Annotated in this window: 4 protein-coding genes; 1 reads left to right on the forward strand and 3 read right to left on the reverse strand. The window is 65.8% G+C overall.

Going from position 1 to position 16,136, the window contains the following annotated elements:
• Positions 1 to 114: 114 nt before the first annotated feature.
• The gene (locus ACF8R3_RS08825) at positions 115 to 13,065 is read right to left on the reverse strand and encodes a non-ribosomal peptide synthetase (RefSeq protein ID WP_392515482.1); all 12,951 of its coding nucleotides are present in this window, start codon (positions 13,063 to 13,065) and stop codon (positions 115 to 117) included.
• 352 nt (positions 13,066 to 13,417) lie between these two features.
• On the opposite strand from ACF8R3_RS08825, the gene ACF8R3_RS08830 reads away from it, so the two are divergent.
• Entirely contained in the window at positions 13,418 to 13,939 is a 522-nt protein-coding gene (locus ACF8R3_RS08830) for an RNA polymerase factor sigma-70 (RefSeq protein WP_145256702.1), read from the forward strand.
• Between the two features lie 288 nt (positions 13,940 to 14,227).
• Here the strand turns inward: ACF8R3_RS08830 and ACF8R3_RS08835 are convergent, their stop codons facing one another.
• Together ACF8R3_RS08835 and ACF8R3_RS08840 are read right to left on the reverse strand one after the other, a co-directional pair.
• Complete coding sequence (locus ACF8R3_RS08835) at positions 14,228 to 15,241, reverse strand: GNAT family N-acetyltransferase (protein ID WP_058638575.1); 1,014 nt, start codon at positions 15,239 to 15,241, stop codon at positions 14,228 to 14,230.
• Positions 15,242 to 15,326: 85 nt separating this feature from the next.
• Positions 15,327 to 16,127: an ABC transporter substrate-binding protein gene (locus ACF8R3_RS08840; RefSeq protein WP_058638574.1), complete on the reverse strand. Its 801-nt coding sequence runs from the start codon at positions 16,125 to 16,127 to the stop codon at positions 15,327 to 15,329.
• Positions 16,128 to 16,136: the final 9 nt, after the last annotated feature.

Genomic DNA, 16,136 nt, shown 5'->3' on the forward strand with positions numbered 1-16,136 from the left:
GAGCCAGCTCATGTCCTTAGGGCTGCGCAGCAGCCCCAAGGATTTCAGCCCCGCCAATTATCCGGCGTCGTCAGCCCTTGAACGAACGGGCGATTACCCATCGCCCGCCGCCCCTCACAACCCTTCCAACTCCGCCATCAAGTCACTCAACCGGTCCACCTTGTCTTCATCCAGGGCGCTGCCCTGCAGTCCCTCCACGTACACGGCCAATTCCGCCACCGTGCTGCACTCGAACATCGCCCGCAATGGCACGTTCAGCCGAAGTTGCTTCTGCACCCGCGAGGCGATCTGGGTGGCCAGTAGCGAGTGCCCGCCCAATTCGAAGAAGTTGTCGTGTACGCCAACCCGGTCGGCCTTGAGCACCTCGGCCCAGATACCGGCCAGCAGGCCTTCGAGCTCGCTGCGCGGTGCCTGATAGGCCTGGCTGTGCTGGTTGCCGATGTCGACGGCAGGCAGGGCCTTGCGGTCGAGCTTGCCGTTGGCGTTGTGAGGCAAGGCTTCGAGCCAGGCCCAATGCAGGGGCACCATGTACTCGGGCAGCTCGGCGCGCAGGCGTGCCTTGAGCTGAGCGAGCACGGTGTCGTCGCCCTTTAGCCCGTGGTGCGGCACCAGATAACCCACCAGATGCTTGCCGTTGACACCATCCTGCACGGCCACCGCTGCATCGCGGACCTGCGGCTGCTCGTGCAGCCGGGCTTCGATTTCACCCAGTTCGATACGGTAACCGCGAATCTTCACCTGGTGATCGACACGGCCCACGTACTCGAACACCCCGTCAGGTCGCTGGCGGGCCAGGTCGCCGGTGCGGTACACACGCTCGCCGGGTGCACCGTAAGGGTGGGGAATGAACGCCAATGCCGTGCGTGCCGGGTCGCCCACGTAGCCTCGCCCCACGCCCGTACCCGCCACGCACAACTCACCCACGGCGCCCAGCGGCACCAGTTGCTGTTCATCGCCCAGCAGGTACAGCCGGTTATTGTCGGTCGGGGTGCCGATGGGCAAGTAGCTGCCCTGGGTGGAGGCGGCATCGACACGGAAGAACGCCACGTCATCCGAGCATTCCGCTGGCCCGTAGGCGTTGACCAGGCCGATCCGTGGGTAACGCTGCAACCACTGCGCCACCAACTCCGGTGGCATGGCCTCGCCGGTTGGCAGCATCCAGCGCAGGCCGTCCAGCGCCTGGTGTTCGTTGGCAAGCATGCCCTGGATCAGCGATGGCACGCTCTCAAGGACGGTGATGCCGGTGGCCTGAACATGGGTGAGTAGGCCCTGGGGATCGTGGGCAATGACGTTGGGCACGATTTCGACCCGGGCGCCGAACAGCGGCGCGGCCAGGAACTGCCACACCGAAATGTCGAAGCTCTGCGATGCCGTCTGCGCGATGACATCGTGTTCGGTCAGCGCCAGGTAGGGCACCTTGCTCAGTTGGTTGTTGAGCATGCCGCGCTGTTCCACCATCACGCCCTTGGGCAAGCCGGTGGAGCCTGAGGTGTAGATCACGTAGGCGAGGTTGTCCGGGCCGCTGTAGACCTCAGGGTTGTGGCTGGCCGTGGTGCAGGTCTGGACGGTTTCCCACACCAGCAACTGGGGCCGTACGGCAGGGTCCATGGCTTGTAGCAAGGCCTGCCCCTGCTCGGCGCAGGCCGCGCTGCACACCAGCACTGGCGCGCGGCTGAGCTCAAGAATGCTTTGCAGGCGCGCAGTAGGCAGGCCTGGGTCCAGCGGCAGGTAACCGGCACAGGCCTTGAAGCTGCCCACGATCATGCCCAGCAGTGGCAAACCACGATCGGCCAGCAGGGCCACCGGTTGATCCACCCGGACACCCGCCTCGATCAGTGCATGGCCCAGGCGGTTGGCCGCCAGGTTCAGCCCGGCATAGTCGTACTCGGCGTCCAGGCACCGGGCCACGGTACGCTGGGGATGGGCGGCCACGCGCGCCTCGAACTGCGCGACATAGCTGTGCTCCAAGGGATAGGCCCGCTGGGTGTTGTTGCATGTCTGGAGCAAGAAATGCTGTTCCTCGGCGCCCACCAGCGGCAACGCTTGCACTTGTCCGTCGAAGCCCTGGACCAGCGCCAGGAGCAGGCGTTTGAATTCGGCCAGCAAGCGCTCGACCGTCGGGTAGTCGAAGTAGCGCTGGTCGAACGAGAGGTGCAGGCCCAGGTCATCACCTGGGTAACAGACCGCGGTGAGCGGGAAATTGGTGTGGGTGCGGCCTGAGTCGGAGGTGGCATCCAGGTGCTGGGCGTGGTCGAGCACGGCGGTTTCCACCGGGGCGTTCTCGAACACGAACAGGCTGTCGAACAAGGGCTGGCCCTTGGGCAGTTCGCTGCACGCCTGAATGTCCACCAGTGGCAGGTATTCGTACTCGCGCAGTTCCATGTTGCGCTCCAGCAAACCCTGCAACCACTGGCGCACACTGCACCCCTGGCCGGCCGCTGGCAGCTGTACGCGCAGCACCACGCTGTTGATGAACAGGCCGACGGTGCGCTGCATCTGCGGCATGCTCACCGGCCGACCCGCCACGGTCACGCCGAAGGCCACGTCGCGCTCGCCGCTGTAGCGCGCCAGCACCAGGGCCCAGGCTGCCTGGGCGAAGGTGTTGACGGTCAACTGGTGGGCCTGGGCCAGCTCGCGCAGGCGAGCGCCCTCACTGACCGCCAGGCGTGTGTAGCAATCGCCGACGATCATGCCGCTGCCCGCATGCTCATGGCGCAGCGGGCGGTCGCTTGGCAGTGCCGTGGCGCGCTCGAAGCCGGCCAGGTTGGCTTGCCACCAGGCGCGCGCGTCGTCCAGCCCCTGGCGCTGCAGCCAGCCGATGTAGTCGCGGTAGCGCGGCGGCACCGGTAGTTGCGCCTGCCGGCCCTCGCCCAGCGCCTGGTAGATTTCGAAGAAGTCGTTCATCAGCAGCGAGCGGCACCAGGCATCGATGAGGATGTGGTGGTTGCTCATCATGAACCAGTAGCGCGCATCGGCCACACGCACCAGGCGCAGGTGGAACGGCGGCGTGTGCAACACGTCGAAGCCGGCTTCGCGCTCCTGCTTGTGCAGGGCTTGCAAGCGAGCCTCCTGGTCGGCGTCGTCCAGGTCGCGCCAGTCCTGGTAATCCATGGCCAGTTGCCCGGGCTTGTGGATGATCTGCAGCATGGCCTCGCCACTGTTCCAGCTGAACGAGGCGCGCAAGGCTTCGTGCCGCGCCACCACCTGTTGCCAGGCCAGGGCGAAGCGCTGGGGGTCGAGCGCGCTGTTGATGCGATAGCGATCCTGCATGTAGTACAGGCCGGTGCCGGGTTCGAGCAGGGTGTGCAGCAGCATGCCTTCCTGCATGGGGGTCAGCGGGTAGACGTCCTCGATCAGGTTGGCTGGCACGGGCAGCGCGTCGATCTGCGCTTGGGTAAGGTGCGCCAGGGGGAAGTCCGAGGGGGTGTAGCTGCCCTGCCCGTCTGCCAGGCAATGGTCGATCAGCGTTATCAGCTCTTGGCGATAGGCGTTTGCCAGTGTAGCGATGGTGTGCGGTTCATAGCGTTCATTGCTGAATGTCCAGCGCAGTTGCAACGCACCGCCGTAGACCTGGCCATCGACACTCAGCCAGTTGGGCAGCGGCGCATCCGGGTCATGGGCCAGGCCCACCGGCGCGTCCACCGGCGTGAACAGCGCGCCGTCGTCGAACTGCTGGTCGAACTGCCCAAGGTAGTTGAAGGTGATACGCGCTTGCGCCAGGGCCGCCATGTGCTCGCGCGTTGCCGGGTCCGCCAGGTAGCGCAGCACACCGTAGCCAAGGCCCTTATGCGGCACTTGGCGCAACTGCTCCTTGATGTGCTTGATGGACGCCGCCAGAGCTTGGTCATCATCCCCTGCCAGGGGCGACAGGCTCAACGGGTAGGCATTGGTGAACCAGCCGACGCTGCGGGTCAGGTCCATGTCCTCGAACAACCCGTCGCGGCCATGGCCTTCCAACTGCACCAGCGCCTGTGGCTGACCCGTCCACTGGCATAGGGTGCGGGCAAGTGCCGTCAGTAGCAGGTCATTGACCTGGGTGTGGTAGGCCGCAGGCGCCTGCTGCAGCAACTGGCGGGTCTGCTGCGCATCCAGGCTGATGGTCACGGTACGGGCATGACGCTGCAAGTTGCCGCCTTGTGGATGATCGCAGGGCAGCTCATGGCGTACCTCGCCCACTTGCGCCTGCCACCTGCCCAGCTCATCACGCAGCGAATCGCTGCTGGCATAGGCGGCCAGCCGCGCCGCCCAATCACCTGGGGCATGGGTCTTGGCCGGCAGGGCCTGGCCTCGGTACAGCGCCTGCAGGTCTTCGAGCAGGATGCGCCAGGAAACGCCGTCGACCACCAGGTGATGGATGGCCAATGCCAGGCGTTGCTCACCCTCCCCGTCACTCACCAGCAAGCCACGGAGCAAAGGACCGCGCTGCAGGTCGAGGCTGCGTTGCAGGTCGGTGTACAGCGCCTGGCAATCGTCCAGGTCGGCGACCGTGGCCGACCACAGCAGCTGTTGATCATCAGGCTGGGCGTACTCGCCCTGCCAACGGCCAGCCGCATCGCTGAAACGCAGGCGCAAGCTGTCGTGGTGCTCGACCAGGGCGGCCAGCGCGGTTTGCAGCCGGGTCTCGTCCAGCGGCGTGCGGCATTGCAACAGCACGGCCTGGTTCCAGTGCTGCGGCTGCGCCAAGGCGCTGTCGAAGAACCAGCGCTGGATCGGGGTCAGCTGGGCGATGCCTTGGCGCAGGCCTTGCTCGATGCTGTCGGTGGCCTGCACCGGCTGCACGATGGCCGCCAGGGCCTGGATGGTCTGGTGCTGGAACAGGTCGCGCGGGGTAAATTGCAGGCCGGCCTGGCGCGCGCGGCTGACCACCTGGATCGACAGGATCGAGTCACCGCCCAGCTCGAAGAAATTGTCCTGAACGCCGACCTGATCGACGTTGAGCACCTCGCCCCAGACCTGCGCCAATTGCGCTTGCACCTCATTGGCCGGCGCCTGGTACTGCTGGCGAGCCTGGTCGAGGTCGGGCAGCGGCAAAGCGCGGCGGTCCAGCTTACCGTTGCCCATCAGTGGCAGAGACTCGAGCAGCACCAGGTGCGCCGGCACCATGTAGTCCGGCAGATGCTGATGGGCATGGGCCTTGACGGCCTCGCGCAGCTGTTGCTGGGCATGGGTGTCGGCAGCTGCGTACGGGCTTACAAGGTAGCCGACCAGTTGCCGTACGCCCTGCATGTCCACGGCGATGACCACCGCTTCATCCACATCGGCATGGGCCTGCAAACGGCTCTCTATCTCACCCAGCTCGATACGGAAGCCGCGGATCTTCACCTGCTGGTCGGCGCGCCCGATGTACTCCACCAGGCCATCCTGGCCCAGGCGCACCAGGTCGCCTGTGCGGTACAGGCGCCCGCCTGTGTGGCTGAAGGGGTCGGCGACGAAGCGTTCGGCGGTGAGGCCGGGGCGGTCGTGGTAGCCCTGGGCCAGGCCAGCGCCGCCCACATACAGCTCACCGATGCCACCCTGGGGCAACAGGGCCAGGTCGTCATCGAGGATGTAGGCCGTGCGTTGACCGATCACCCGCCCGATGGGCACGCTGCCCAGGTCGGCCGCCAGCGTTTGCGGGGCCAGGGCGGCCAGCGGCATGACCACGGTTTCGGTGGGGCCATAGGCGTTGAACAGCTGATCAGGGATGAAAGCCTGGCGGATACGCTGCAGGTGCTCGCCGGTCAATGCCTCGCCCCCGGTGATCACCAGGCGCACCGGCAGGCACTCGCCCTGTAGGGCCAGATGCTGGGCCAACTGACTGCCGTAGCTGGGCGTGAAGCCCAGCACGCTGACGTGCTGCTCTCGCACCAGCTGGCAGATCTCGTCGGCGCCCCATTGCCCTTGGGCACGGATGACCACGCGTGCGCCACACAGCAGCGGCACCCATAGCCGTTCGCTGGCCGCGTCGAAATTGATGGAATAGAAATGCAGCTCGCAATCGTCGCTGCGCATGCCGAACGCCTCGATCACCGCCTGGCAGTGCATGGCGAACTCGCCATGGCTGACCACCACACCCTTGGGTTTGCCGGTGGAGCCGGAGGTGTAGATCAGATAAGCCGGGTGCTGCGCCAGGCTCACATCGTCCAGCGGCGCCTTGCTGTAGGCACCCAGCGTCGGCTGATCGTCTTCAAGGCTCCAGCAGGCCAGGTGCTCCGGCAGCGGCCCGAGGTCCTGCAGCAAGCGGCGTTGACTGAGTAGCACGCCGACCTGGCTGTCCTCGATCATGTAGCGCAAGCGGTCCAGCGGGTACTCCGGGTCGAGCGGCACGTAGGTGCCGCCGGCCTTGAGTACAGCCAGCAGGCCGACGACCATGTCCAGCGAACGTTCGAGCGCCACGCCCACCCGCACCTGCGGGCCGACACCGCGCTCGCGCAAGGCACGGGCCAGGCGGTTGGCCTGCTGATCGAGCTCGGCGTAGCTCAGGTGCTGGCCGGCGAACGTCAGGGCCCGTGCGTGTGGGTCTTGGGCCGCCTGGGCCGCGAACAGCCCATGCAGCGTATGCCGCGCCGCACTGCTCGGCTCACCACGCAGCTGCGCAACCAGCCCCTGCTGTTCGGCACTGCTGAGCATCGGCAGCTCGCACAGGCGTTGTTGGGGCTTATCCAGCAGACCGACCAGCAACTGCTGCCAGTGCGCAGCCATGCGCGCGATGCGTGGCGCGTCGAACAGGTCCTGGCTGTAGGTCAGGCAGCAGCCCAGCCGGCCATCGAGGTCCGTGACCTCCAGATAGAGGTCGAACTTGGTGGCGGCTGCGTCGTTGACCAGGTAGTCCACCTGCATGCCGGCCAGCGTACGGCTTTGCTGGAAGGCCCAGCGCTGCACGTTGCACATCACCTGGAACAGCGGGTTATAGGCGCTGCTGCGCGGTGGGTGCAAGGCTTCGACCAGTTGTTCGAACGGCAGGTCCTGGTGGGACTGCCCCTCGATGGCTGCCTGGCGCACCTGCTCGAGCACCTGGGCACCGGTCATCTGGCCGTCCAGCTCGCAGCGCAGCACCTGGGTATTGAGGAAAGCACCGATCAGCCCTTCGCTCTCGGGGCGGATGCGGTTGGCCACCGGGGCGCCGATGCGCAGGTCGCGCTGGCCGCTGTAACGATGCAGCAGCACGGCCAGGGTAGCGGTCATCGTCATGAACAAGGTCAGGCCACGCTGGCTGTTGAAGGCGTGCACGCGCTGCACTAGCGCAGGGTCAAGCTCGAACCTGTAGAGCTCGCCCTTGTGGCTTTGCACGGCAGGCCGAGGACGGTCGGAGGGCAGCGCCAGTACCGGGTGCTCCTGGCCGAGGCGCTGTTTCCAGTAGGCCAGCTGGCGAGCGCCCTCACCGCTGTCCAGCCATTGCCGTTGCCATACGCTGTAGTCCAGGTACTGGACGGGCAAAGGTGCCAGCGGCGACTCACGGTCGTCGACGAAGGCTTCGTACAGCTCGCCCAGTTCGCGGGCAAAGATGTCCATGGCCCAGCCTTCGGTGACGATGTGATGCAAGGTGAGCACGAAGACGTGTTCGCGCTCTTGCAGCTTGACCAGGCAGGCACGCAGCAGGGGGCCACTTTCCAGGTCGAACGCTTGGTGTGCCTGCTGGTCGGCCAACTGTTGCAGGCTGTACTGGCGAGCAGCGTCGGGCAGTGCGCTGAAATCTTGCCAAGCCAGCTGCAGGTTGCTGTCGTCGGCCACGCACTGGTAAGGCACGCCCTCGATGCTGGGGAAGGTGGTGCGCAGGGTTTCGTGACGCACGATTAGCGCGTGCAACGCCCGCTCGAAGGCATCCACATGCAAGGTGCCGCGCAGGCGCGCCATGCCACCGACGTTGTAGGCCGGGCTGTTGGGCTCCATTTGCCAGAGGAACCACATGCGCTGTTGCGAATAGGAAAGCGGCACCGCCTGACGGCGATCCACGCGCGGGATGTCACCTTGCGCATTGCGTTCACCGCTTGCCTGGATGCGCGCAACTTCGGTACAGAAAGCGCCCAGCTCGCTGGCGTCGAACAAGGCCTTCAACGGTAGTTCGACGTCGCAGGCCTGGCGCGTGCGCGAGACGATTTGCGTCGCCAACAAGGAGTGCCCGCCCAAGGCGAAGAAATCGTCCTGCAAGCCGACCTGGGGCAGGCCCAGCACTTCGCACCAGATGGCCGCGACCTGTCGTTGCAAGGGGCTGTGCGGCTCGATGTGTTCACATTGCTGCCACACAGGCGCCGGTAATGCCTTGCGATCGACCTTGCCGCTCGGGCCAAGCGGCATCTGCGCCAGCCACATGAGCTGTGCCGGCACCATGTAGGCCGGAAGCTGCCCGGCGAGTGCCGCGAGCAGGGGGCCCGATTCGGCGGTGCCACTGTAGTAACCCACCAGTTGTGCACCTACGGTGTCCTGGTGAACCTGCACCACCGCCTGCTCGACGCCGGCCTGGGCCAGCAGGCAGGCCTGCACTTCTTCGGGCTCCACACGGAAGCCGCGGACTTTCACCTGGTGGTCCAAGCGCCCCAGGTACTCGAGCGCCGGGTACTGCACCAACCAGCGCACTCGGTCGCCGCTTCGGTACAGGCGCTGGCCGTTGCCGCCGGGCTGGGGCACGAAGCGCTCGGCCGTCAGGCCAGGGCGGCCCAGGTAGCCACGGGCCAGGCCCGTGCCACCCAAGTACAGCTCGCCGGGTACGCCAGGTACGCTCAAGTGCAGCTCATCGTCCAGCACCTGGCACAGCACATTGCTCAGGGGGCGCCCCATGGGCGAATGCCCACCGTCGCTGGCGGTGCAATGCCAGTGGGTGACGTTGATGGCGGTTTCGGTCGGGCCGTAACGGTTGTGCAGCTGCACCTGTGGCAGCACCTGCAACACCCGATCCCGCAGGGCGGCCGGCAACGCCTCGCCGCCAGAGAACAGGCGGCGCAGGCTGCTGCAGCCTGCGGCCAGGGGCTCCTGCACGAACACCTGCAACAAAGGCGGCACGAAATGCAGGGTCGTCACGCCATGGGCCTGCACCAGCGCTGCGATGCGCTGCGGGTCGCGGTGCTCACCGGCACCGGCAAGCACCAGCTTGCAGCCGGTGATCAGCGGCCAGAAACATTCCCACACCGAAACATCGAAACTGATCGGTGCCTTCTGCATCAGCACGTCGTCCGCGCCCAGTGCGTAGGTCGCCTGCATCCACTGCAGCCGCTCGGCGAGCGCCCCGTGGGTGTTGCCCACGCCCTTGGGCTGGCCGGTAGAGCCAGAGGTATAGATCACGTAGGCTAGGTTGTCGGCGTCCAGATGCAGCCGGGGCGGTTGGCTCGGCCAGTTGTCCAGGTGCAGTTGGTCCAGCGCGATCACGCCAACACCCTGCACGTGCGGCAAGATGGCCAATTGGCTGCTGTGGGTGAGCAGCAGGCCGGCGTTGCAGTCGGCCAGCATGTAGGCCAGACGCTCGGCCGGGTACTCCACGGCCAGGGGCACATAGGCGCCGCCGGCCTTGAGGATGGCCAGCAGGCCTACCAGCAGCCGGGGCGAGCGCTCGATGGCGATGGCCACGCAGGTATCGGGGCCAATGCCCTTGTCGCGCAGGTAATGGGCCAGGCGATTGGCCTGCTGATGCAGTTCGGCGTAGCCGAGGCTGCCGCCCTCCCACACCAGTGCGGTGCGCTGCGGGTGCAGGCGAGCCTGCTCGTTGAGCTGTTCGACCAGCAGCTGTGGCGGCTGTGCAGCCGGCGCTTGCCCCCAGCCCAGCAACCGTGCACGGCTCGCCTCATCCAGCAAAGGTACCTCGCCGATGGGCAGTTGCGGCGTTTCGCAGACGTGCTCGAACAGGCTCAACAGCTGCTGGGCAAGCCGCGCCACCGTGTCCTGCTCGAACAGCGCGCTGGCGTAGTCGAATGCCAGGCGCACACGGCCCTGATGGTCTTCTTCGCTGTGCAGTTGCAGGTCGAATTTGGCTTCCCGGCTGTGCCAGGGCAGTTCTTCGGCCAGCAGGCCTGGCAGGCGCCGCAACGCCGACAGGTCGCGCTGCTGGTGGTTGAACATGACCTGGAACAGGCCTTGCTCCCGGGCCTGGGGCAACGCCTCGACCAACTGCTCGAACGGCAGGTCCTGGTTGGCCTGTGCCTCCAGGGTGGCTTGGCGCACCTGGCCGAGCAATTCGGCGAACGGCAGCCGGCCATGGACCTGGGCGCGCAGCACCTGGGTATTGATGAAGAAACCGACCAGCCCTTGGCTTTGCAGACGCGAGCGGTTGGCATTGGGCACACCGACGCGGATGTCGGCCTGGCCGGTATAGCGGTGCAGCAGCGCCTGCCAGCCCGCCAGCAGCACCATGAACAGGCTGCAGTGGTGTTGATGTGCCAGGGCCTTGAGGGCCTGGGACAGGTGCGCGGGCACCTTCACGTTCAGGCGTGCGGCGTGGTTGCCACGGTCGCTGGCGCGGGGATGGTCGGTGCACAGGTCCAGGACCGGCACTGAATCGCCCAGCTGATCGCGCCAGTAGGCAAGCTGACGCTGGGCTGCACCCTCTGCCAACCACGTGCGCTGCCAGTTGCCGTAGTCGGCGTAACCCAGCCCGAGCGGAGCCAGCTTGGGTTCAAGACCCTGGCAATACGCCGCATAGAGGCGCGCCAGCTCGTCCATGAGCAGGGTGAGCGACCAGCCGTCGGCGGCAATGTGGTGCAGGGTGACCCAAAGCTGGTGATGCTCCTCGTCCAGATGGACCAGCGTCAGGCGCAGCAGCGGACCGTTCTGCAGATCGAACGGCAGGCACGCCTCGGCCTCTCGCTGGCTGTCGACCTGCTCAGGCGCTTGCCCCTGCAGGTCGAGCCGCTGAAGGTTCACCGGCAGGTGAGCCAGGATGCGTTGCACTGCCTGGCCGTCGACGTCGCTGAACACCGTGCGCAAGGCTTCGTGGCGGGCCACCAGCGCTTGCAGGGCGGCTTCCAGAGCAGGTTCATCCAGGGCCCCGCGCAGTTGCAGGCCAGCAGGGATGTTGTAGGCAGCCGACTGCGGCTGCAGTTGCCAGAGCAGCCACAGGCGGTTCTGCGCCAGCGACTGGGGCAGTGGCCTGTCGCGGGACAACAGCGCGATGGCCTCTGTTTGCTGGCCTTGGGCAAGGCTTGTGGCAACCGCCTGGGTATAGTCGGCCAGCACCGGGGCCTCGAAAAGGCTGCGCAGGCTCAGCTCGATGCCCAAGGCGTCGGCCAGCGCTGCCGTGACCTGGGTGGCAGCAATGGAGTTGCCGCCCAGCAGCATGAAATGATCGTCCGCCGCCACCGCCTCGACCTTGAGGATGTCGCACCAGAGACGGGCGATTTGCGCCTGCAACCCGTCGCCGGTCACGGCCTGGGTGGCCGGCAAAGCGGGCTGGGGAAAGCGCGCGTAGCAGTCGAGGGTGCCATCGTCCATGCGCAGGCGACAGGCCGAGCGCTGGAGTTTGCCGCTGGAGGTCTTGGGCAAGGCACCCGGGTTGAGCAACAGGACCACGGCCGGGGCCTGGCGGCAGGCATCGGCGACGACGTGACGAAGCGTTTTGATCAGTGCCTCGGGGGCTGTCGTCTTCTGCACGTTGCGGCTGATTTCCACCGCCACGCCAATGGCTTGCTCGCCCTCGTGCTCGACGGCGAAGACGGCCACCCTGCCCTTGCGCAGCGCAGGCACCTCACGCTCAAGGGTTTTTTCCAGGTCCTGCGGGTAGAGGTTCTGCCCGCGCACGATGAGCATGTCTTTCAGGCGACCGGTGACGAACACCTCGCCGCCGCGCATGAAACCCAGGTCGCCTGTGCGCAGCCAGCGCTGGCCATCCGCCTCGACGAACGTCTGGGCGCTGGCCTGGGCGTTGCGCCAGTACCCGTGGGCGATGCTTGGCCCGGCGGCCCAGATTTCCCCCACCTGGTTGTCCGCCAGCACCTGGCACTGCCCGGGTTCGACGATGCGTACCGCATGGCCTGGCTGTGGCCAGCCGCAGCTCATCACCACGCTGCCCTCGCCCGGCTCGGCGCGGTTTTCGGCAAAGGCCTGGGCATCGAGCGCCAAGGCGCCGATGCCCTCACCGCGGCGGCTGCCGCTGACGAACAACGTCGCCTCAGCCAGCCCGTAGCTGGCGAAGAAGCTGTGTGGCTTGAAGCCGCAGGCCTGGAAGGTGTCGGCGAAGGTGGCCAGGCTGTCCTGGCGAATCGGCTCGGAGCCCGAGTACGCCACCCGCCAGCGGCTCAGGTCGAGCCCGGCCAGTGAAGCCTTGCTGATCCGCTCGCTGCACAGGCGGTACGCAAAGTCAGGGCCGCCGCTGATGGTGCCGCCGTACTCACTGATGGCCTGCAACCAACGCAGCGGCCGCGCCAGGAAATAACCCGGCGACATCAGCACGCAGGGCACGCCGCTGAAGATCGGCTGCAGCAGGCCGCCGATCAGGCCCATGTCGTGGTAGAGCGGGAGCCAGCTGACGATCACGTCGTCAGGGTTCAGGTCGATACCGAAGCCGTGGCGGATCAGCTGTTCGTTCGCCACCAGGTTGCCGTGGCTGACCTGCACTCCTTTTGGCAGGGCCGTGGAGCCGGACGTGTACTGCAGGAACGCGATGTCATGGGGTTGCAATGCAGGCTCGCGCCAATCCGCCGCCCGTGCGGGATCGAGCCGGTCAACGGCCAGCAGCTCCGGGGCCTGCGCGGCTTGCAGCGCCTCCAGGCCCTGAAGGCTTTCTTGCAATCGCGCGATGGTCAGCAGCAGGCGCGGCTCGGCGTCGTCGATGATCGAAAGCAGGCGCTCCTGATGGTGCTGACGCGCGGACTCCGGAGGGTAGGCCGGCACCGCGATGACGCCGGCATACAGGCAGCCGAAGAACGCCGCCACGTAGTCCGGGCCGCTGGGAAACAACAGCACGGCACGGTCCCCGAATGTAGCCCGCGCCTGCAGCGCGGCGGCGATGGCGCGGGCGCGCTGGTCAAGCGCCTGGTAGGTGAGCACGGCCTGTTCGCCGGGCGCATCGGCCAGAAAGCGCAAGGCGATCTTGTCCGGGCTCTGTACGGCGCGTTGCATCAGGGCCTGGACCAGCGAAGTCGGGAGTTCGAAGGCATGCGTCATGGGTGTTCCTGCCGGTGTCGGGTTGTGCGGGCCGGTGTGGCCACCTGCAGGGGCGGACAGCATCAGCGGCCGGGGATGTACAGAGGGGAACGGATGGCGGGGAGCAGAAATTAACGAAGCGCGGGTCAGGTGGAAAAAGCCGGCCATGGCGAGTTAGCCAGGCGCACCTACAGCCGTGGCGCCATCCTGCGGGTACGCAAGCGGGTCGAGGCGAGACTTAGAACTGAAAGATACAGATACTAATTTCGTTTCGTATTTGACAATCATTATCATTCTGAATAGCTTGTCGCTCGTCCTAGGACGCGTCCTACACCCCAACGCGCTCTTTACCCTTTGCATCCAGGTGATTTCCATGGCGGAACAACTGTCCACAAGTAAGTGCGATTCACCACTGCTCCAAGCTTTCGTAGAAAACCGCAGCATCTTGCTCAAGATTGCCGCTCGCATCACCGGCTGCCGCTCGCGGGCCGAAGATGTGGTGCAGGATGCCTTCTTCAGGCTCGGCAGCGCTCCGCAGATCACCTCTTCGTTCAAGGCGCAGCTGAGCTATCTGTTCCAGATCGTGCGCAATCTGGCCATCGACCATTACCGCAAGCAGGCGATGGAGTTGAAATACGCCGGCAGCGAGGAAGAAGGGCTGAACGTCGTCCTGCAGAACGCCTCGCCCGAAGCCACCCACATCAACCTTGCGGCCCTGGACGACATCGCCCGCGCGCTGAACGAGCTGCCGCCACGCACGCGTTATGCGTTCGAAATGTACCGCCTGCATGGGGTACCGCAGAAAGACATCGCCAAGGAGCTGGGCGTCTCCCCTACCCTGGTCAACTTCATGATTCGCGATGCGATGGTGCATTGCAGGAAGATGACGCGGTAGGAACGGCGGGAAGGTGATTGGATGACTCGCTCCGGCTAGGCCGCTCCCATACGGGGGTTCGCTGGCCCTCAGATGCGGTCAAAGGCAGTTGCCTCCGCAATCGCGCTACTTCGGCCATACCACGATCACGGTAGGAGCGGCCTAGTGCCGCGATGGGCTGCGCAGCAGCCCCAGAGATGTGAGCATTATAGCTAAATGCCAGGGAGCGGCCTTGCCGGGGCGCATCCGCAAAATCACTGGTTTCAAGTGCGAGGCCAGGTAGTCGTTTGACCGCCTTCAGTACCACACTCAAATCAAAGCACAACGATCAAAAAACCGCTCCCGCCCCAGAATCATCAGCGCCGCCCGCTTGTGCGGGAAGTCGAATTCCTTGTCGCAGTGAAAGCACTGGTCCTGCATGTAGCCGATCATCCGCGCATTGTCGGCACGCGGCTCGGCGACAACGCGCTGGGTGCGCGGGTCGTCCAGGAACAGGTAGTGCACCAGCGCGCAGAGCCAACTGGCGACCTTATGCGGGCCGCGGTGCTGCTGTTCGCCCACCAGCATGTGGATGCCACGGTCATAATCGTCGGCCTGGTAGAACGGGGCGATGCGGTCTTCCTTGGCCCAATAGGCCTCGAAGTAGGCAAACGGCTGATCATCGAAGCAGCCGATCAGCGTGAGGGTATGGGGGTCCGCTTCGAGCTTGGCCAGGTACTCGCGGTGCTGCGCCAGGCTCCCCCCTTCCTGCCAGAACGCCTCTACCCGCGGCTCGTTCTGCCAGCGGTTAAAGCGCTCAAGGTCGTGCTCGATGTCCAGGGTGCGCAGCGATACCCAGCTGCCCAGCCGCGCATCGAAGCGCCGGTACACTTCGCCTCGTGGCTTGGGCGCTCGCAGCGGGTGTCGTTTACCAGCGGTGATGCGCATCTGTTGCGGGTACACCGCGGTCTGCGCATCACCCAGCCACGGCTGAGGCAACTGCCAGAACAATGCCCGCTCGCACAAGTACTGCCCCGATTGCTCGCCGCTCACCAACAAGCCAGAGGCCAACGCCTGGGTGGGCACTTCATGCAGCTGCCAGGTCAACGTCTGGCAGGTGGCGTGCTGGGACAACAGCCAGTAGCACGCCGCCCACTGCGCCTGGTAGGGCCGCTGCGAGCAGACGTATTCCACCTGCACCACTGGAGTGCCGTAAGTGTGCACACGCAAGGTGATCAAGGGTCGAGCTTCGAGCGACAGGCACAGCAAACCGTCGCGCTGCTCGGCGCTCAGGCTGCGCCAGCGTGGCGTGTGGGTTGTCTGCAAGGCGGCATCTGAGGGCATGGGCGATACTCGGTGACGTGAAAGGAAGGCTCACTCTGCAAGACGATGCCAGCTCCCCCGGATTTAGCCGCTGCCGTTGACGGGGCTACGGGCGCCCGGCAGTGACCGTGATGCCATAGGGTTCGAAAATGCGCGCCAGCTCGCCCTTCTCGCGCAGCGCCTGCAGCAACCCGGTGAAAGCAGTGGCTGACAACGGCCCACCTGCACGCAGCACGGCATAGTGGTGGTAGACCTGATCGATACGCCCCGATGCCGCCAGCCGGCCCTGACTGGAGGGGTTACGGGCCAGAAAGTCGGTGAGGTACGAGCGCGTCACCAGCGCGATGTCGGCGCGACCGGCCTGCACCATCAGCAGGTTGCTGTCGTGGGAGTAGGTCAAGGTAGCGTTGAAGGCTTTGCGCAGGTAGCTGGGGTCGGGATTGAACCCTGCAAAGGCATAGTGGTAGCCGTTGAACATGGCCAGGCGCTTGCCCTGCAGGTCATCCACATAGTGCGGGTCGGCCAGGCTGCTGGTACGCCCCACGAACACTTCGGCATCTTCAAGGCCCATGTCCACCGCCTCGTGCGGCACCTGCGCCCAACCCCATTGCGGGTTCTCGAACACCGCCATGTCGGTGCGGCCTTGCAGCAGGTCGCCAAAGCGTCGTTGCACCGAGGTGGGCACCAGCACAAAGCGATAACGGGGTTGCGACAGGTTCAGCGCGTCGATCAACTGCGCCAGCAGGCCAGTGCCCGCACCTTGCTCGGGACGCACGGTGTACGGCGGAAAATGAGCAGCCCCAACCCTGACCTCCACCCGCTCCACGGCCCGTGCCGACGGCGCCAGCCAGCAGGCGGCAGAAATAAACAGTGCGGACAGGACCTTGAGGCCGGGCGCTAGGGTCAAAACGAACAC

Origin of the sequence: Pseudomonas sp. FYR_7 (assembly GCF_043106155.1) — a bacterium.
Taxonomy (GTDB): domain Bacteria; phylum Pseudomonadota; class Gammaproteobacteria; order Pseudomonadales; family Pseudomonadaceae; genus Aquipseudomonas; species Aquipseudomonas parafulva_B.